The sequence below is a fragment of the Rhodococcus sp. 27YEA6 genome (genome assembly GCF_044908235.1).
Taxonomy (GTDB): domain Bacteria; phylum Actinomycetota; class Actinomycetes; order Mycobacteriales; family Mycobacteriaceae; genus Rhodococcus_F; species Rhodococcus_F qingshengii.
Map to the genome: position 1 here is coordinate 989,721 of NZ_JBIYCY010000001.1, position 17,748 is coordinate 1,007,468.

15 protein-coding genes are annotated in these 17,748 nt (G+C 63.4%); 11 read left to right on the forward strand and 4 right to left on the reverse strand.

What is annotated here, in order from left to right; genetic code table 11:
- Positions 1–22 precede the first annotated feature (22 nt).
- The 4 genes from ABH939_RS04915 (at position 23) to ABH939_RS04930 (ending at position 4,657) form a co-directional block, all read left to right on the forward strand.
- A complete protein-coding gene (locus ABH939_RS04915; RefSeq protein WP_404649396.1) occupies positions 23–1,018 on the forward strand; it encodes an ATP-binding cassette domain-containing protein in 996 nt (331 codons plus the stop codon).
- Positions 1,019–1,055: 37 nt separating this feature from the next.
- Entirely contained in the window at positions 1,056–1,832 is a 777-nt protein-coding gene (locus ABH939_RS04920) for an ABC transporter permease (protein WP_007729012.1), read from the forward strand.
- 81 nt (positions 1,833–1,913) lie between these two features.
- Positions 1,914–2,849, forward strand: a complete 936-nt coding sequence (locus ABH939_RS04925; protein ID WP_404649397.1) for a 4-(cytidine 5'-diphospho)-2-C-methyl-D-erythritol kinase — start codon at positions 1,914–1,916, stop codon at positions 2,847–2,849.
- Positions 2,849–4,657, forward strand: a complete 1,809-nt coding sequence (locus tag ABH939_RS04930; protein WP_003946255.1) for an ABC-F family ATP-binding cassette domain-containing protein — start codon at positions 2,849–2,851, stop codon at positions 4,655–4,657. The genes ABH939_RS04925 and ABH939_RS04930 overlap by 1 nt, the downstream gene beginning before the upstream one ends.
- On the opposite strand, the gene ABH939_RS04935 is transcribed toward ABH939_RS04930, so the two are convergent.
- Positions 4,654–5,073, reverse strand: a complete 420-nt coding sequence (locus tag ABH939_RS04935) for a TetR/AcrR family transcriptional regulator (RefSeq protein ID WP_081558219.1) — start codon at positions 5,071–5,073, stop codon at positions 4,654–4,656. The two genes, ABH939_RS04930 and ABH939_RS04935, sit on opposite strands and share 4 nt — an antisense overlap.
- Positions 5,074–5,291: 218 nt before the next feature.
- Here ABH939_RS04935 and ABH939_RS04940 point away from each other — a divergent pair, with 218 nt between their 5' ends.
- Complete coding sequence (locus ABH939_RS04940; protein WP_404649398.1) at positions 5,292–6,530, forward strand: DUF222 domain-containing protein; 1,239 nt, start codon at positions 5,292–5,294, stop codon at positions 6,528–6,530.
- 80 nt (positions 6,531–6,610) lie between these two features.
- Here ABH939_RS04940 and ABH939_RS04945 read toward each other — a convergent pair whose 3' ends face one another.
- Positions 6,611–8,101: an acetyl-CoA acetyltransferase gene (locus ABH939_RS04945; RefSeq protein ID WP_217017653.1), complete on the reverse strand. Its 1,491-nt coding sequence runs from the start codon at positions 8,099–8,101 to the stop codon at positions 6,611–6,613.
- 139 nt (positions 8,102–8,240) lie between these two features.
- Here ABH939_RS04945 and ABH939_RS04950 point away from each other — a divergent pair, with 139 nt between their 5' ends.
- Entirely contained in the window at positions 8,241–9,065 is an 825-nt protein-coding gene (locus ABH939_RS04950) for an AraC family transcriptional regulator (RefSeq protein ID WP_063316779.1), read from the forward strand.
- A gap of 43 nt (positions 9,066–9,108) precedes the next feature.
- On the opposite strand, the gene ABH939_RS04955 is transcribed toward ABH939_RS04950, so the two are convergent.
- The gene (locus ABH939_RS04955) at positions 9,109–10,866 is read right to left on the reverse strand and encodes an ABC transporter ATP-binding protein (RefSeq protein ID WP_083058291.1); all 1,758 of its coding nucleotides are present in this window, start codon (positions 10,864–10,866) and stop codon (positions 9,109–9,111) included.
- Positions 10,863–12,521, reverse strand: a complete 1,659-nt coding sequence (locus ABH939_RS04960; protein ID WP_391590237.1) for an ABC transporter ATP-binding protein — start codon at positions 12,519–12,521, stop codon at positions 10,863–10,865. Before ABH939_RS04960 ends, ABH939_RS04955 begins: the two co-directional genes overlap by 4 nt.
- Before the next feature lie 257 nt (positions 12,522–12,778).
- Here ABH939_RS04960 and ABH939_RS04965 point away from each other — a divergent pair, with 257 nt between their 5' ends.
- From ABH939_RS04965 to ABH939_RS04985, 5 genes are read left to right on the forward strand one after another with little or no spacing between them, the layout of a single operon-like run.
- Complete coding sequence (locus tag ABH939_RS04965; RefSeq protein WP_003946220.1) at positions 12,779–13,666, forward strand: siderophore-interacting protein; 888 nt, start codon at positions 12,779–12,781, stop codon at positions 13,664–13,666.
- Positions 13,663–14,790, forward strand: coding sequence for a Fe(3+)-siderophore ABC transporter permease (locus ABH939_RS04970; RefSeq protein WP_003946222.1), 1,128 nt, complete (start codon positions 13,663–13,665; stop codon positions 14,788–14,790). The genes ABH939_RS04965 and ABH939_RS04970 overlap by 4 nt, the downstream gene beginning before the upstream one ends.
- Complete coding sequence (gene fepG / locus ABH939_RS04975) at positions 14,787–15,836, forward strand: iron-enterobactin ABC transporter permease (RefSeq protein WP_003946259.1); 1,050 nt, start codon at positions 14,787–14,789, stop codon at positions 15,834–15,836. Before ABH939_RS04970 ends, fepG begins: the two co-directional genes overlap by 4 nt.
- A 23-nt stretch (positions 15,837–15,859) precedes the next feature.
- Positions 15,860–16,711: an ABC transporter ATP-binding protein gene (locus ABH939_RS04980; RefSeq protein ID WP_404649399.1), complete on the forward strand. Its 852-nt coding sequence runs from the start codon at positions 15,860–15,862 to the stop codon at positions 16,709–16,711.
- On the forward strand, positions 16,708–17,748 hold the full coding sequence (locus ABH939_RS04985) for an ABC transporter substrate-binding protein (protein ID WP_054827505.1): 1,041 nt from the start codon (positions 16,708–16,710) through the stop codon (positions 17,746–17,748). The genes ABH939_RS04980 and ABH939_RS04985 overlap by 4 nt, the downstream gene beginning before the upstream one ends.

The window sequence follows — 17,748 nt, forward strand, 5'->3', positions numbered from 1 at the left end:
CGAGAAGAAATTGGGGCACATCATGAGTCGCATCAACGACCGCAGACCGATGATCGAGACGAAGGCGCTCACCAAGCACTTCGCCCAGGGCAAGAAGCTCGTGGAAGCAGTCAAGGGAGTCACTCTCGACGTAGCGGAGGGCGAGTTGGTTGCCTTGCTTGGGCCGAACGGTGCCGGAAAATCGACGACGTTGCGCATGCTGACCACCTTGCTCGAGCCCACTTCCGGTACTGCGCGGATCGCGGGATTCGACATCGCTGCGGCACGAAACGAGGTGCGCTCCAGCCTCGGATACGTCGGACAGGGGAACGGAGCCGGCCACAACCAGCGGGTTCGCGACGAGTTGGTGACGCAGGGGTTGTGCTACGGAATGCCCAAGGGCGACTCGCAGGTCCGGGCCGACGAATTGCTGCGTGATCTCGAACTCACCGAGTTGGGTACTCGAAAGGTCAGTACGCTGTCCGGCGGGCAGCGACGGCGGCTCGATATCGCTCTGGGCCTGGTCCATCGCCCACCGCTCCTGTTCCTCGACGAGCCGACCACGGGCATGGACCCGCAGAGTCGGGCCAACCTCTGGGACCACATCCTCCGGCTGCGGCGCGAGATGGGCACCACGATCGTGCTGACCACGCACTACCTCGAAGAAGCGGATTCGATGGCAGAGCGGGTCATCGTCATCGACGAAGGCACTGTCATCGCGGACAACACCGCTGCCGCACTCAAAGCGGATCTCGCGGGGGATCATCTTCTGCTCACCTTCGACAGTGCCGAAGCGGCCGGCATCGCAGCGTCGGTGGCCGAGCAACTTGTCACTGTGCGTGACGTCACGGTCGAGGCAAACTCGGTGAGTATCCGTGCCGGCGAGGGTGATTCGACGCTCCCGGTATTGCTGCGTGAAGCCGATACCCGCGGCGCCCGCGCAGTTACTGCCGACATCACCAGGCCGACTCTCGACGACGTCTTCCTCACTCTCACCGGCCGCAGCCTGCGCGAGAGCGCCGCCGCGGTCGCTTCCTAGAACTACGACGAAGAACTACGACGAACAGGAACCCGCCATGACAATCACACTCGATACCCCACGTAGCGCGCACGGCAACATCGTTCGAGACAGCGCGATCGTGATGGGTCGTGAACTGCGACCGATGTTGCGTGACCCGGTCAGCGTCATCTTCAGCCTCATCCAGCCGCTGATCCTGTTGGCGTTGTTCGGGCCTCTGCTCAAAGGGGTTCCGGGTACCGGTGACGGCGTATGGAATTGGTTCATTCCCGGTGTGTTGGTGATGATCGCGATCTTCGGAACGACGATGACCGGGTCCAACCTCCTGATGGAGATGCAGCAGGGATCGCACGAGCGAATGTTGGTGACTCCGCTCCGACGCTCGTCCTTGTTGATCGGGCGAGCGTGCAAGGAGATGGTTCCGCTTGCCGCGCAGGCGATTCTGATCATTCTGGTCGCACTTCCGCTCGGATTGGACGTCAATGCAGCGGGAGCCGCGCTCGGGATAGTCCTGCTGGGAGTGTTCGGCGTCGGACTCGGTGCGCTCTCGTACGCTCTCGCTCTGGCTGTGCGGGAGCAGGATTGGATGTTCTGGGTCGTTCAGCAGACGCTGATGTTCCCGCTCCTGATCCTGTCGGGAACCATGCTTCCACTCGAGGACGCACCAGGTTGGATGAAGGTCCTCGTGAACATCAATCCGCTCGGCTACGTCGTAGACGCCGAGCGGGCACTCTTTGCCGGAGACTTCGCGTCGAGCAGCGTTCTGGCAGGAATCGTCGCCGCCTTGGGCGTGGCGGTGGTCGGTCTGGGCGTAGGTGTGCGCGCGGTGAAATAGCGTGGGTGTGCTGGCTGTCGGACGGGGTGCTGCGGTCGCAGGTTTTCGCCCAGGTGTTCGCAGCGCCTATTGTTGTTCCTTGTGCTCTCCGTCGTTCCACGCCCCGTAGTCGTCCGGGCCCCGTCCAAGGTGAATCTCCACCTTGCCGTCGGGGACCTGCGAGACGACGGCTATCACGAGCTGACGACGGTTTTTCAGGCTTTGTCGCTGGCAGACACCCTCACGGTGACGCCTGCGGACACCTTGACCGTGCGGGTGATCGGCGACGACGCCGCGGCCGTGCCGACCGATCGCACCAACCTCGTGTGGCGTGCCGCCGAGATGCTCGCCGTCGAGGGTGGCGTGGCCCCGAACGTCGAGATAGTCATCGAGAAAGGCATCCCCGTCGCAGGCGGAATGGCCGGCGGGAGTGCCGACGCAGCCGCCGCTTTGGTTGCGCTCAACGCTTTGTGGAAGCTCGACTTCTCGCGGCCTGATCTCGACGCTTTTGCGGCACGCCTCGGGAGTGACGTTCCGTTCTCGCTGCACGGTGGCACTGCCCTCGGAACCGGCCGCGGCGAACAACTTGTCCCCGTGTTGACCCGCCACACTTTTCACTGGGTGTTGGCGCTGGCCAAGGGTGGCTTGAGCACACCGGTCGTGTTCCGCGAGCTGGACAAGCTGCGGGCAGAGGGCTCCCCGAAACGGTTGGGGAGCGCCGATGCGTTGATCCAGGCACTGACCACGGGTGACGCTCATCTGCTTGCGTCGCTGCTCGGCAACGATCTGCAGGCTGCGGCACTCTCACTCAACCCGGATCTACGACGGACGCTTCGAGCGGGCGTCGAAGCCGGAGCTTTGGCCGGCATCGTCTCCGGCTCCGGACCGACATGCGCCTTTCTCTGCGCCGACGCACAGTCCGCGGTGGAAGTGAGCGCAGAACTTGCGGGAGCGGGGGTGTGCCGCACCGTTCGCGTGGCGAGCGGACCCGTTCCCGGAACACGAATACTCGACAATGCGGCAAAGGGACAGCACTGATGGCGAATCTGATCAATCTGGAAAACGTGTCGAAGTCTTTCGGCGTCAAGCCGTTGCTCGACGGGGTCTCCCTGGGCGTCGAGGAGGGCGAGCGCATCGGCGTCGTCGGCCTCAACGGTGGCGGTAAGACGACCATGCTCGAAGTCCTCGCGGGTGTGGAGCAGCCGGATTCGGGACGCGTCAGCCGCGTCGGCGGATTGCGTATGGCCGTCGTGACGCAGCGCGGTGTACTGCCTCCCGGCTCCACTGTCGGTGAAGTGGTCCTGGGGCCGCTCGGAGTGGCGCAACACGAATGGGCCGGCGACGCGCGCATCCGTTCGGTGCTCTCGGGTATCGGCATCGACAACCTGGGCGCCGGCGGCGAGCGGTCCGCATTGGATGCCAAGGTCGACGGCCTGTCCGGCGGTGAGCGTCGCCGCGTGGCTCTCGCTGCGGCCCTGGTTCAGGACCTCGACCTGCTGGTGCTCGACGAGCCCACCAACCACCTCGACGTCGAAGGTGTTCAGTGGTTGGCCGAGCACCTCGTCTCGCGTCGCAGCGCGCTTGTCGTCGTGACCCACGATCGCTGGTTCCTCGACACCGTCGCCACCCGCACCTGGGAGGTTGTCGGCGGCGGCGTCGAAAGCTACGAGGGTGGCTACAACGACTGGGTGTTCGCTCGCGCCGAGCGTTCGCGTCAGGCTGACGCTTCCGAAGAGCGTCGACGCAACCTTGCACGCAAGGAACTCGCATGGCTGCGCCGCGGTGCGCCGGCCCGTACGTCCAAGCCGAAGTACCGCATCGAGGCCGCGGAGGCCCTGATCGCCGACGTTCCGGCACCTCGTGACGCGGTGGCACTTGCGTCCTTCGCCCAGCGTCGACTCGGCAAGGTTGTCATCGAACTCGAAGACGCGCGTCTGGAGACTCCGGACGGCCGTGTACTCGTCGAGGATCTGACCTGGCGTCTCGCTCCAGGTGAGCGTGTCGGCCTGGTCGGTGTCAACGGCTCGGGCAAGACGACTCTGCTGCGGACTCTGGCCGGCGAACTCGAGCCTGCCGCCGGAAAGCGCATTCAGGGGCAGACCGTCCACATCGGTTGGCTCAAGCAGGAACTCGACGATCTACCGACCGACATGCGCGTACTCGACGCGGTCAAGGATGTAGCCGAGCGAATCACGCTGGGAGACAAGGAAGTATCGGCGGGTCAGCTGGCTGAGCGGTTGGGCTTCACGCCGGCGCGTCAGCGCACCCCAGTCGGTGATCTCTCCGGTGGTGAGCGCCGACGTCTGCAGTTGACGCGTGTCCTCATGGCCGAGCCCAACGTCCTGCTTCTCGACGAGCCGACCAACGATCTCGACATCGACACGCTTCAGCAACTCGAAGATCTGCTCGACGGCTGGGCGGGCACCATGGTGGTCATCTCGCACGACCGGTACCTGATCGAGCGCATCTGTGACACCACTTGGGCGCTCTTCGGTGACCGCAAGCTCACCAACCTGCCCGGCGGTATCGAGGACTACCTGCGTCGGCGCGCAGCAATGGGGGATGGCGACAACCCGTCGGTGGCTTCGACGGCGAGTGGTGCGTCGAAGAGCAAGCAGGTCCGCGACGGCGCCGCGGATCGCGCTGCACGCAAGGAACTTTCGAAGCTCGAGCGGTCAATTGCGAAGTTCGACGACCGAGAGAAGAAGCTGCACGCTTCCCTCGCCGACGCGGCCACCGACCCGGACAAGCTGCAGAAACTCGGCGCAGAACTCAAGCAGGTCATCGCCGACAAGGAAGCCGCCGAAGAGCAGTGGATGGAGCTCTTCGCCGAGCTGGACGGCTAGGGGAACTTCGCTGCGAACCTCTTGAAGATTCGCTCGGGATCCAGGGTTTCCGGAGCATGCCTGCGCAGCAGTGCGTCCAGAACGAGCCCGTCCAGTGCTGCGACCAACTCCGTTGCATCGGACGAGGTCATGCCGCGTTCGACCAGGATGTCGACAAACCGATCCCGACCACGCACCAGTTCCACTGCGAGGTCGGGATCGTGGAATGACGCGATGATCAGTTCGTAACGCGCCCGAGTGCGGCCGGATTCAGGCCCCAGCCACCGGGCCACCTGTTGCTTCGGCGTCTCGCCCGGGCGAGGAAGATCACCGTCCAGAAGGTGTCGCACCACCTCGACTATCAGTCCACGCTGGTTTGCGAAGTAGTGCCGTGCGCTGCCGTGTGGCACGCCCGCCTCGTCTTCGACGCCTCTCATCGACCAGGCTCGAAACCCAACCCGGCCCGTCTTTTTCGACATCCTGCTTGTGCTGTGCGTTGTTGCGATTGTGTGTTTCGCGGGATACGTCCTCTATCGCGTCGTCTTTGACGGCTAGCTGAATGGTGATGTACTGCAACAGGTCTCAAGTCTTCATGTTCCCGAAGTTGTCCGGTTTGTCTCTGGTTATCGAAAGTATGTTCGATTAAACTTTGAGCATGGACAGTCGGGAAGCGTGGCAGCTGGATGGCGAGGACCTCAAGGGTGAGGTTCTGGATCTGGTGCGCGCCCGACACGAGTTGCAGTCGCGGATGGTGTTGCTGATCGTGGAGATGTTTTCCCGGGAGGTTCTCGGTGGGAAGGGTTTTCGGGCGATCGCGCAGTGGTTGCATGGGTCGACGAATCTGGAGATCGGTGAGTGCAGTCTGCTGGTCGGGTTGGCGCGGTTGCTGATGCTCGAACCTGTTGTCGCGGATGCGTTTCACCGTGGTGACGTGGATGCGTTGAAGGCGCGGCAGGTGGCGTCGTTTTGTCAGCATCCACCCAAGAACATGACCCTGGCGGATGTGGACAAGGCTCGCGGGATCCTGCTTGGCCTGGCGTCGAAGAACATCGCCGATTGTGATGCAGTGCGGGCAGCGATCCGGCGGATCGAGAAGCAGTACGGCAAACGCGAAGACGGCGTTCCGGTGGGTGAGGATTCGGAGCGTAACGAGTTCTACGCCTCGAAAGGCTTGTACGGGCGCGTGTCGGTGAAGGGTGATCTGGATGCGGTGAACGGGGCACGGTTGATCACGTTGTTGTCGAGTCTGTCGGCTCCGACGCCGGAGAAGGACGGTGTCAAAGACACCCGCACTCCGGCACTGCGGCGGGCGGACGGGTTCTGCGAATTGTTGCGCCGGTACGAGCGGGCGGGGTTGGGTCCGATCGAGGGCGGGGTGAAACCGCACATCACGGTGACTGCGTCTGCGAAAGACATGACGGACCTCAAAGCATTGAAGGATCTACTGCCGTCGACTCAGGAACTGGGTTTCGCGTGGGCGGATTGGGTAGGTCCGATCAGTATCGATACCGCGCGGATGTTGGCGTGCGACTGCACGGTCACCCGGATTTTGTTGGATGAGAATGGTGTTCCGCTCGACTGCGGCAAAGAAGCAAGGACCGCGACGGTGCCGCAGAGGCGGGCGTTGGCGGTTCGTGATGGTGGGTGTGCGTTTCCGGGGTGCGGGACACCGTCGGGGTGGTGCGATGCTCATCATATTGTTCACTGGAACGATGGTGGCCCAACAGATCTCGATAATCTGGTCTTGTTGTGCGGTCATCATCATCGGACGATGCACCACACCGAATGGCGGGTGGAGATCGGGCCGGATCGCAAATCGGTGTTCTATCCGCCGATGTCTGTTGATCCGTATCAGCAGCCGATCGGCGGGAACAGCCCACCCACCGCGGCGTGAATCGCGACAACTGAAGACGTGAGCACCGGGGCACAACCATGCCCCGGTGCTGACGGCTGTCTACTGTCAGAACGCTACTGTCAGAACGTGAGCGTGAGTCGCCCGTTCTCGTCGCTGATGTGAACAGTTCGCCCGATCGACGGAGGGTTGTCACCGCGAAGCTGGGTCAGTTCGGCGGCATTCTCGGGACCGGTGTGACCGGCGACGCGGCCGCCGTCCGGCGTTGCCGCGATCACGAACCCGATCTCAGGCTCCCCGGTGCGGCCGTATTCGACAGAGGCCGTAACTATTTCCGCCGTGCCCGTGTAATCAGTGATCAGTTCCGGAACCTCCGCAGTTAGCGCGCGTGCGTCGGGATCACCGACGTACCCGCCAGCGTGAGCGGCGGACGACAGCAGTACGCAGTGCTGGTAGGTGAGGAATCCACCGTTGCCGTGGACGAGGGCAAGGTTCGCGCCGTCGCGAATTCGCCTGGTGACTTCAGCGACGGAATGCAGGGTGTAGCTGTTGAGCGGTCCACCGAAGAACGAGTGTCCTCCGGTGACGCTTGGGATCGCGGTATCGGGAAGTCCGAGTTCGCGGATCAACAGCTTGGGCACGATCGGGAAGCAGCTGTAGGCATCGACGATGTCGAGTGCGTCGGCGCCGACTCCGGCACCGTCGAGTGTGCGATGTACGGCGTCATGCATCGCGGCCGAGCTGTCGAAGCTGTTGCGGCTGAGTATGTCCAACGGATCACTCGCACCTGCGCCGCCCCAGAGGTACACCAGCTTGTTTTCATCGATCCCGAACTCGCGGGCCGTCGACAACGAGCAGACGACAACGGCCGCAGCCTGATTGACGAAAGGCATGGCGTTGAGCATCAGCGGGTACGGCTCGGCGACCATCCGATTGCCGGGGCCGACGGTGCCGATCTCGTCTGCCGATCGGATCTCCGACGTCCAGGAGGCGGGATTCTTCGAAGCCAGTTCCGAGAACGCGGCGTACATCCGCGCGGACCAGTCGAGCGATTCACGGGCGTCATGGCCCTCGGCAGCACTGAAACAGTTCTCGAAGAGCGGGTAGACACGAGTCGGCACGATGAAACCGGCGCGCTGCATTTCGGGGCTTCCCAGGTCGGTCGGATCGAATCCGGGAGGCCCACCGGGCGCGGCTGTCCACCCGATCGAGTCGGGGGCGACTCCGGACTTTCGCAGCGCGGTGCTGCTGGCGTGCGATTCGCCGCCCACGAGCAGAGCAGCCGAGGATTCACCGCGAGCGATGGCCGCGCCGATCCGATCGAGGAGCGCCGCGGGCCAGTGGCCACCGATCGGCGAGGTAGAGGTGACCGTGGGGGTCGCGCCTAATCGTGAGGCAAGCAGCCCGGGGAGATCGTCGTACGACCAGCTGACTGTCTTGATCGCGAACACGGAATCGATCTGTGTTCCCAGTTCAGCGTGGCCACTGTCGTTCAACGCGGCGACGGTGGCGTCGTGAATCAGATCGAGGGGTTCGCGGTGCCCGTCGGCAGGATTCCAGCGCAGATCGCCGACGCCGACGATGACCGGGATTCGTGATGCGTCAACCATCATGTACCTCTCGTTGCCGACCCGTAGCCGGGAGTTGCAGTCACGATATCGGGGACCCTGGTATGTGTAACTCTGGGGTCACAGTCAACGATTTTCGGGTTCCTATTTAGGTATGCCTAACGAAAGTCCTATACTCGTCTTCATGACAGCTGTGGCAGAGAGAATTTCGGTGCCCGTGGGGCCGCGTTCCATCGATCACCCCTACTCGATGACAACGGTGACTCTGAAGCTCTCTCATCAGCGGCAGTGGGCCCCGCATCGTCATCCTGAACATGAGCTGATCTGGGGAAACTCCGGTGGAATGCTCACGGTTGTCGCTGACGGCATCACTTGGGAGGTGCCGCCTTCGGCCGGACTGTGGCTGCCTGCCGGGGCGTTGCATGCCGTGAAGGCCGGTCCGGGTACGGAGTTCTTCTGCACCTACTTCCGGCCCGAGGCTCACGAGGCGCCGTCGGGTGTTCCGGGCTTGTTCGGTGTCAGCGCTCTCCTGCGTGAGGTACTCCTGCACATGCATCGGCGGAACATGCCCGACGAGGCGCGCAGTCGCGCCGAGCGGGTGGCCTTCGACATGTTGCAGCCGCTCGAAGTTGCTGCGGTGGAGGTTCCGATGCCGACCGATCCGCGAGCGTTGTTCGTCGCCGAAGCGTTGGTCGCCAATCCGGCAGACCAGCGGTCGCTGTCCGAATGGGCGCTGACGGCTGGCGGTAGCGTCCGTACGCTGACGCGTGTGTTCGCGCAGGGCACTGGAATGACTTTTGCGCAGTGGCGAATTCAGGTACGTGTCCGCGCAGCATTGACGTATTTAGCTGCTGGAGTGCCGGTTTCGGTTGTCAGTAGGCGGGTCGGATACGAAACTCCGAGTGCCTTTGTCGCGGTGTTCCGCCGGGTCACCGGCCGCACACCCGGCAGCATGATGAACAAGCGGAGTGTGGCGCCCGAATCGGTGCCGTACCTTCTGCACGCATGAGTTGGGTTGCACCGGGCGGAAGTGCTCGGTGCAACCGTCGCGGTCAACTCCGCGGAGCGGACCACGCTTCCCACAGCTCCGCGTACCGACCCCCGAGGTTGACCAACTCGTCGTGAGAGCCGTGCTCGACGACGCGGCCGTCGTCCATCACCAGGATCTGATCGGCGTCGACGGCCTGTGAGAGTCGGTGTGCCACTGTGACAGCAGTGCGACCCCTGGTCAGAGCGAGAGCGGCATCGTCGAGGACCCTGGCTCCGGCGCTGCCCGCTTCGGCGGTCGCCTCGTCGAGAATCAGCAGCGGCGGATCCAGTAATTCGATTCTTGCCAACGCAAGTTGTTGTGCCTGTGTTGCGGTCAGCCGGTGTCCACCGTCTCCGACCACGGTTTCGAGTCCGTCCGGGAGAGCCCGCAGCCAATCCGACGCGCCGACGGTATCGAGCGCCGCGGTGATGTCGTTGTCGGTTGCCGACGGGTCGGCCAGCCGCAGATCCTCGGCCAACGTGCCGGCGAAGACGTGGACCTCCTGAGTCACGAGGGCCACCGCGCTCCGAGATGTCGACGGTGGCAGTTCGTTCCGGGGCACCGTCCCGATCTTCACGACGCCTTCGGTCGGTTCGTAGGTTCCCGCGATCAGCTTTGCGACTGTAGATTTTCCGGCTCCGGTAGCGCCCACCAGTGCGGTGACGGTTCCTGCCGGAATGGTGATGTCGATGTCTCGCAGAACAGGAGCGTCGCCGCTTCGGTACGAGAATGTGACGCGTTCCAAAGAAGCTGAGCTGTCGACAGGTTCCTGCGGATCGGTCGGTGCAGATGGCACGGGCGCAAGCGTGACTCCGACCAGGCGAGCCAACGCGATTGTGCCTTCCTGCAATTCGTCGAACACGCTGAGAACCGCGCCCACCGGATCGAAGAGGCGGTGGAAGAACAGGGCTGCGGCGGTGGCGGCACCGATGCTGATCTGACCGTCCTTCACCAGCCAGAAGCCGGTGATCAGCACAGCGGACAGGCCGATGAACTCCGCGATGTTGAGCCGGCCGAAGAACCTGGTGCGTAGACGCGTGGTCAACAAGCTCAGCCGGACGGCCGTCATCGATCGAGATTCGATCTGTTCGAGATGCGGCTGGGCCAGGCGAAGCGATCCGACGGTGTCGGAGTTGCTCAGCGAGTCCAGGAGCTGTTGCGCACGTGCACCTTCTGCCTCCCGCTCCTCGCGGTAGACCGGTGCCGACCTCGAGAGGTACCAGCGCAGCGCCTGGATCTGGATGGGTGCCGCGATCACCGCGGCGACGGCGAATCTCCAATCGAGGCTACCCAATCCGATCAGCGTCAACACGATGGTCAGTGCCGCGGTGGCAAAAACCGGAAGTGCTTCGGATACGGCCCGGGTCACCAACCGCACGTCGCCGGTGATGCGGGAGACGAGATCTCCGCGCCCGGCCCGTTCGACGTCGCTCTGCGGAAGGTCGAGAACCCGGACGACAACTTCTTCGCGAAGGTCGGCGACAACGCGCTCGCCGACGCCGGCGAGTAGGTAGTTGCTCATTCCGACGAGAAGTGACGAGGCAACCGCGATGCCGACCAACGCGAGAGTCAGTGTGCCGATGCGAGAGACAGCGTCGCCGTCTGCGTCGGTCACGGCGTCGACCATGGCGCCGAGGACCAGCGGTGTGAGCAGACCGATCGCGGTCGCGGCGGTCAGGGTGACGACTGCTGCGATCGCGGAAATCCGGTGGGGTCCCATCAACCGAAGTGCCGCGCGCCGCGCCTGTTTCGGTGTTGCGGTGGGGAGTAGTTCGTTCACAGCTCGATCACCCGATCGCAGATATCGAGCAGCACTGGGCTGCTGGTCAGAAGTATTGTGGCGTGCGCCCCGCGTACCTCGGCGATCCCGCGAGCAATGCGCGCTTCGGTGACGGAGTCGACGGCAGTGGTGGGATCGTGCAGGACCAGGACGGGAGCTTCGCTCGCCAGTGCCCTCGCCAGCGCGATGCGCTGACGCTGACCGCCGGACAAAGAATTCCCTTGCTCGGTGACTCGGGTTGCGAGGCCGAGCGGCAGTGCCGAGATCACTTGATCTGCCGCAGCAGCGGCGATGGCCTCGTCGTTGCGGCTGCCGATCGGTGCGAGGGCGTCGATGTTGTCGCCGACTGTGCCGATGAACAGTGCCGCGTCGTGCGGTGCTGCCAGAACGTGAGTGCGAAGTTCGTCGATGTGCAGCTCGTGAATGGCGTTGTCGCCGAGATGAATTGTTCCGCTCGAAGGCTCGATTCGACGCGCCAGTGCGTCGACCAACGCATCTGCCCAGGCGGCATTCTCGGTGACGATGCCGATGATCTCGCCGCGTTTGACGTCGAGATCGACTGGTGACGCTCCGGCCAACTCGACGTCGCGCAGCGTCAGGAACTCGGAGTGATTCAGGGACACAGGTTCACCCGCGGGAGTCACAGCCTCGGTGGTCCCGAGAAGTGCTGCGACGCGGTTGGCGGAAGCACGCGCCCGTGCCAGACCGGCGCCGAAGTAGATGATGTCGATCAACGGACCCCGAAGGAACTGTGCCAGACCAACCACGGCAACGAATTCACCGACCGAGATGCTCCCGGACGCTGCCATCCGTCCGCCCACGTACGCGATGACGGCGAGGAAAGCGCCGGCGATCGCAACGTTGGCGGCGGAGTACATCGCTTGGTATCTCTGTGCGCGAAGGGTTGCTTCCAACGAAGTCCGGCTGGCTCCCCGATACCGCTGCGCTGCAGCATCTCCGGCGCCGATTCCGGAGAGGATTCGGAGTCCGGAGAGTAGATCCGCGGCTAGTGCGCCGGCCTTGGCGCCCTGCCACTGATCGGTTTCGGCTCGGCGTTCGAGCGGCCGACTGACCACCTGCATGAGAGCCAGCACCGGGGGAGTGCCGAGGATGACGAGCAGGCCGAGTGGCACCGAGATCACCAGTAGCGAAATCGCGGCGGTCAGCACTCCGCAGGCGGCCGCAAGTTTGGTGCTCAGCGTGTGCGTGAATCCGGCCACCGAACCCGCGTCGGATGTTGCAATCGAGTAGACCTCGCCCGGCATACGCCGCGGCGACATGCCGTGCGGATCGAGGCCTCGGCGCGCGATGTCCATCCGCAAGCGATGTGCTCCGTGCTCGGTGACGGAATCGGAGATGCGCGCCGCGAAGCGCCAACTGAGCAACAAGCCGGTGAAGAGAATTCCGAGAACGAGGATCCACTTTCCGAGCGCTGCGGCATCGCTGGTCGCCACAGCACGGTCGATCACCGCACCGATCACCACCGGCACCAACGCTTCCGCGACCTGGTGGCCGGTGAAGCCGACGGACGCGGCCGCCAGCTTGGCTCCGCGACCTTCGGAAGCGATCGCGCGTGTGATTACCTGACGCGGCGTGATCGCCGGGCTGGTTGGGGGACCGTTTGTCTCGGCCGAAAGAAGTGGTGTCGAAGGCACTGGGTCCACGCTAGGGATCGTGGGCGGTAGTCAGAAGTCACACCGGTGCCAATACTTGTCGTGAACAGGCCATACGTATTGCGTTGGCCGAATTGCGATAGTAGTTGGCCCCGTTGCAGCGGAGAAGGCATCGACTCATCGACGACACTGCAATAAATTAAGGTCTACCTTACTTAGCACGGGTTAACTATGTCCGGAAGTCGGATGGATCCTCGTGTTCGGGTCCGGTTCATGTTCCATCGATGTTGGAGATTGTTGTGAGTCTTGTGTTCGGCGAGGTACTTCACAAGGAGTACGTGACCCCGGGAATGGTTCGTATCGTGTTCGGTGGGGAGGAGCTGACCGCCTTCGAAACCACCGGTACCGGTGACGAATATCTGCGCCTCCACTTCCCGGTCCCGGCTACAGGCAAGTTCGTTCTTCCGGCGGAAGATCCGGATGCACCGCGCGGTTGGCGATACCCGGAGGGAGAGGAACCGTCCCCGTGCCAGCCGTACACCGTGCGACGGTTCGATTCCGAAACCAGCCGCATGACGATCGACTTCGTCGTTCACGAGGGTGGTATCGCCAGCGACTGGGCGCAGAAGGCCGAGATCGGTGACAAGTTGGCGATCGGCGAGTCTCGTGGCCTCTACGAGCCCCCGGCCGACGCACGTTGGCAGGTGTTCGTCGCCGACGCGACTGGACTCCCCGCACTCGGACGCTTGATCGAACAGTTGCCCGCCGGGATGTCGGCCAAGGCGATCGTCGAGGTGGTGGACGAGTCTCACAAGCAGCAGATCACCTCGTCGGCCGACGTCGAGTTCATCTGGCTGGTCGGCAGTGGCAACGGTGTTGCACCGTCGAAGTTGCCGGACGCGGTTCGCGCGATGAACCTGCCCACCGAACTCGGATACGTGTGGGTTGCAGGCGAGAGCACGATGCTCCGTGACATCCGCAAGTACCTTCGCCACGAACTGAAGTTGCCGGGTGAGCAGTACAAGGTCATCGGCTACTGGACGTACAAAGCCGAGGTGTGGAACGCGAAGTACGAGGCCCTCGACGAAAGTGTCCGCGCGGCACTCGATGCGGCCTGGGAATCGGACCGCGACGAGGAAGAGATCCGCGACGAGGTCGAGAAGACTCTAGAGAGCGCCGGCTTGTGACCGTTGGATTCGACAAGAGTGCTGTCGACAGCGGTGCGGCGGACAAGAGCGCAGTCGACAAACACACCGAAGAACTGATCGACGAGTCGCTGCACGAGAAGCAGAAGCAACCGGACGGGCTGGTATCGACCAACTCTCGTCGTATGGCGGGTCTTCTGGTGTGCCTGGTGGTGCTCGCCGCCGTGCTCCTGCTGAGTATCGCGGTGGGATCGAAGACCATTCCGTTCGGCACCGTGATCGACGCGCTGGTGAACTACGACGATTCCAATGATCACGTGATCATCCGTGATCTGCGGCTACCTCGTACTCTGCTCGGTCTGATAGTCGGTATGGCACTGGGTGTGGCCGGTGGCCTCATCCAGGCGATGACACGAAATCCCTTGGCTGATCCAGGAATTCTCGGTGTCAATGCCGGCGCGGGCTTCGCGATGGTCGTTGCCGTCGCGGTCTTCGGCTTGACCAGCATCTGGTCGTACATCTGGTTCGCTTTCCTCGGAGCGGTGATAGCCACGGCGATCGTCTACACGCTGGGCTCGATCGGTCGAGGTGGTGCGACGCCCATTCGGCTGACGCTTGCCGGTGTTGCCATCGGCTCCGTGCTCGGCGGCATCTCGTCCGGGATCACCTTGCTCAACCCGACCGCCTTCGACCAGATGCGCCAGTGGAATGCCGGCTCACTCAGCGGGCGTTCGTTGGAAATCGTTCTGGCCGTTGCCCCATTCATTCTCATCGGGCTCTTCCTGGCGCTCGCGTTGGCGCGCCAACTCAACGCGGTGGCCCTGGGTGACGATCTGGCACGTTCGCTCGGTGCCAACATCACTCGTACTCGCATCCTCGGTGTCATCGCGGTGACATTGCTGTGCGGCGCGGCGACAGCTGCGGCCGGGCCGATCGGATTCGTCGGTTTGATGGTTCCGCACGTCGCGAGATGGTTCGTCGGACCGGATCAGCGATGGATTCTCCCGTATACGTTGGTGTGCTCGCCGATTCTTCTTCTCTTCTCCGACGTCGTCGGCCGAATCGTGCTGCGCCCGGGTGAACTTCAGGTCGGCATCGTCACGGCCTTCATCGGCGCTCCGGTGCTGATCATGCTGGTGCGTCGAAGCAAGGTGAGCGGTCTGTGAGCATCGATTTCGGGCGCGCCACCACGGTGGTGCGCTCACCCAAAGAAGGCTGGTCCGCGCGGATCGACGTCCGCACGGTCACAGTCTGCCTCGTCCTCGTTGCGCTTGCATTGGCCATCGGTGTCATCGCGCTCGGTAGTGGTGACTACCAAGTGCCGATCGGGGACGTCCTCGGTGCACTGTTCGGCGAAGCCCCCGCGCGTATCCACATGGTCGTCGTGGAATGGCGTCTGCCCCGAGTTCTGTTGGCGCTGATGCTCGGTGCGGCGCTCGGTATGAGCGGTGCGATCTTCCAATCGCTGACCAGGAACCCGTTGGGTAGCCCGGACATCATCGGCTTCAACTCCGGTGCGTACACGGGCGCTCTGGTGGTCATCCTCCTCATCGGTGGTACTTACTACGAGATCGCAGTCGGTGCTCTGGTGGGCGGAATCGCCACCGCAGCAGTTGTTTATCTCCTTGCGTACAAGCGAGGTGTGCAGGGATTCCGGTTGATCATCGTCGGTATCGCCATCAGCGCGATGTTGGGCTCGGTCAACACCTGGATGATCCTCAAGGCGAAACTTGACGACGCCATGGCTGCCGCAGTGTGGGGTGCCGGTTCGTTGAACGGCCTCGGCTGGACTCAGGTGTGGCCGGTGGTCGTCGTGCTGGCCATCCTCGTTCCGCTGATCCTGGTGTTGGGCAGGCGGATGCAGATGCTCGAGATGGGCGACGACGCCGCCAAGGCGCTCGGCGTCCGGGCCGAACCCACGCGGCTTTCCCTGGTTGTTCTCGGCGTCGCCCTGACGGCCATGGTGACAGCAGCGGCCGGTCCCATCGGGTTCGTCTCGCTGGCGGCTCCGCAGTTGGTGAGGCGATTGACCGGTAGTGCCGGAGTGACCCTGCTGCCGTCGGCAGCAATGGGTGGCGCGTTGCTGATGGTCAGCGACTGGGTGGCGCAGCGAGCTTTCGCGCCGACACAGTTGCCGGTCGGCGTCGTCACCGTCTCCATCGGTGGCATCTATTTCGTATGGCTTCTCGCGCGAGAGGCACGTAAGCAGTGATCGGTGAAGGAACGAGGAACAGCGTGAACGAGACAAGTACGGCCGCCGTCGTGGTCGAAAGGACGAATCGGCTTCGCGCCGAGGACGTCACGATCGGTTACGACAAGCGCGTCATCTCGGAACACCTCGACGTCGAAATCCCCGACGGTGGCTTCACCGTCATCGTCGGTCCCAATGCCTGCGGCAAGTCGACGCTTCTGCGTGCGCTGTCCCGGTTGCTCAAGCCGACCACCGGCAAGGTCCTTCTCGACGGTAAGGCGATCACGTCGTACCCGGCAAAGGAAGTTGCGAGGCGACTCGGGCTTCTGCCGCAGACGTCGATCGCGCCGGACGGAATCAAAGTCGCCGATCTGGTTGCGCGAGGGCGTTATCCGCACCAGAAGCTGATCCGCCAGTGGTCCCGAGAGGACGAGGCCGCCGTCATCAAGGCGATGGAAGCAACCAAGGTCACGGATCTGTCGGCCAGGCCGGTCGACGAACTGTCCGGTGGTCAGCGCCAACGTGTCTGGGTAGCTATGGTTCTCGCGCAGCAGACTCCGTTGGTGCTACTGGACGAGCCGACGACGTTCCTCGACATCGCGCACCAGATCGAGCTGCTGGAACTCTGCCGCGATCTGAACGAGAACGACGGACACACGCTGGTGGCGGTGCTTCACGATCTCAATCACGCGTGCCGCTACGGAACTCACATCATCGCGATGAAGGACGGCGCGGTGGTCGCCGAGGGCCCGCCCGCGGAGATCATCACCGAAGAACTGGTGCAGGAGGTGTTCGGCATGGCGTGCCGCATCATCGACGATCCGGTTTCCCACACACCGCTGGTCATTCCGGTGGGACGCGAGCGTCAGCGAAACATCGAAGGAGCAAAGGTATGACACTCGTCCTGGATGCGCAGGTTACCGACACGGAGTGGGCTCAGATCGTCGACCGCATTTCGCGACGCCGATTCTTCGGTGGCGCAGCTGGTGTGGCTGCAGCATTGGCGCTGAGCGCCTGCGGAAGCTCCGATGGCGAATCCGACTCTGCCAGTGACACTCTCCCGTACACGTGGGCCGAGTTCAGCGGCGACGTTCCGCGCGACCCGAAGCGTGTGGTGGTGCTCGACGGCCGCGTCGACCTCGAATTCGCGATGATGATGGACTACCCGATCGTCGGATCGGGCAACTTCTGGTTCCCCGACGCCAAGGCAGGATTCCAGTTTCCCGGCCGCACCATCGAGGACGCGAGCTTCGTCAACGTCGCCGGCGACTTCTCCACCAACTTCGAGGCTCTGCTCGCTCTCGAGCCCGATCTGATCGTCATCACTGCGATCGGATACACCAGTGACTGGTACGGCACCGAGCGCTTGTCTTCCATCGCGCCGCTGTTGGTCGTCGGCGACGACGTCGAACCGATTGCCGGGCACCCGGTCGACTGGCGAGGTGCTCTGATGGCGCAGGCGAGCCAGCTCGACCGGGTGACGATCGCCGAGGCTTCCATTGCGGAGTACGACGACAAGCTCGCGAGACTGCGACCGATGTTGCAGGAGAAGCTGGGCGGAAAGAAGATCGTGTTCGGCGTTCAGACGCCGACGGGCTTCCTTGTGCATCAGCGGAATCTGCGAATCAGTGTTGCACTCGATGCCGGCCTGGACGTGCTTTTCCGTGACGACGACAATGCAGAGAACTCGTTCGAGTTGTCGTTCGAGCAACTCGACACCTTGGCTCCGGCGGATGTGATCATCGCCCAAGCACGCGATCAGGAAGCGCTCGACGCGATCAAGTCGCAGCCGACGTGGCAGCGGTTGCCTGCAGTTCAAGCGGGCAACGTGTTGACCAGCGACGCGCGATACAACCAAGGATTTGCGCTCACCGCGGCCATCTTCCTCGACGTTCTCGAGGAAGCGGCCGGACGAATCACTGCTGGGCAGTAA

Coding starts and splice junctions, on each gene's coding strand:
- ABH939_RS04930 (WP_003946255.1), top strand. CDS start 2,849: ATGGCGAATCTGATCAATCTGGAAAACGTGTCGAAGTCTTTCGGCGTC.
- ABH939_RS04945 (WP_217017653.1), bottom strand. CDS start 8,101: ATGATGGTTGACGCATCACGAATCCCGGTCATCGTCGGCGTCGGCGAT.
- ABH939_RS04915 (WP_404649396.1), top strand. CDS start 23: ATGAGTCGCATCAACGACCGCAGACCGATGATCGAGACGAAGGCGCTC.
- ABH939_RS04940 (WP_404649398.1), top strand. CDS start 5,292: ATGGACAGTCGGGAAGCGTGGCAGCTGGATGGCGAGGACCTCAAGGGT.
- ABH939_RS04985 (WP_054827505.1), top strand. CDS start 16,708: ATGACACTCGTCCTGGATGCGCAGGTTACCGACACGGAGTGGGCTCAG.
- ABH939_RS04920 (WP_007729012.1), top strand. CDS start 1,056: ATGACAATCACACTCGATACCCCACGTAGCGCGCACGGCAACATCGTT.
- ABH939_RS04935 (WP_081558219.1), bottom strand. CDS start 5,073: ATGAGAGGCGTCGAAGACGAGGCGGGCGTGCCACACGGCAGCGCACGG.
- ABH939_RS04950 (WP_063316779.1), top strand. CDS start 8,241: ATGACAGCTGTGGCAGAGAGAATTTCGGTGCCCGTGGGGCCGCGTTCC.